Annotated in this window: 1 pseudogene; it reads right to left on the bottom strand. The window is 46.6% G+C overall.

Going from position 1 to position 249, the window contains the following annotated elements:
• Positions 1–91 precede the first annotated feature (91 nt).
• Positions 92–249, bottom strand: a pseudogene (locus tag ACSV5T_RS10170) (serine--tRNA ligase); the annotation flags it as partial.

Below are 249 nucleotides of genomic sequence, written 5' to 3'. Positions count from 1 at the left end.
AGCAGATGTCAAACCCTTTTGTGCAAAAACATTAAAAAAACCAAAAAAAATCCCGCCTGAACGATACGTTTCAGACGGGTTGGTTTGTTCATTAGTGAGGCATTTCAATTTTCTCGATACCGCCCATATATGGACGTAGCACTTCTGGAATGACGACTGAACCGTCAGCCTGTTGGAAGTTCTCTAAAATCGCAGCGACGGTCCGGCCGACAGCGAGACCAGATCCGTTAAGCGTGTGGACGAATTCCG

Origin of the sequence: Veillonella sp. ZSJB6, assembly GCF_051549505.1 — a bacterium.
Lineage (GTDB): Bacteria > Bacillota > Negativicutes > Veillonellales > Veillonellaceae > Veillonella.
Note: the sequence above shows the minus strand (reverse complement) of the source record. Positions and strands in the feature narration are given on the sequence as shown.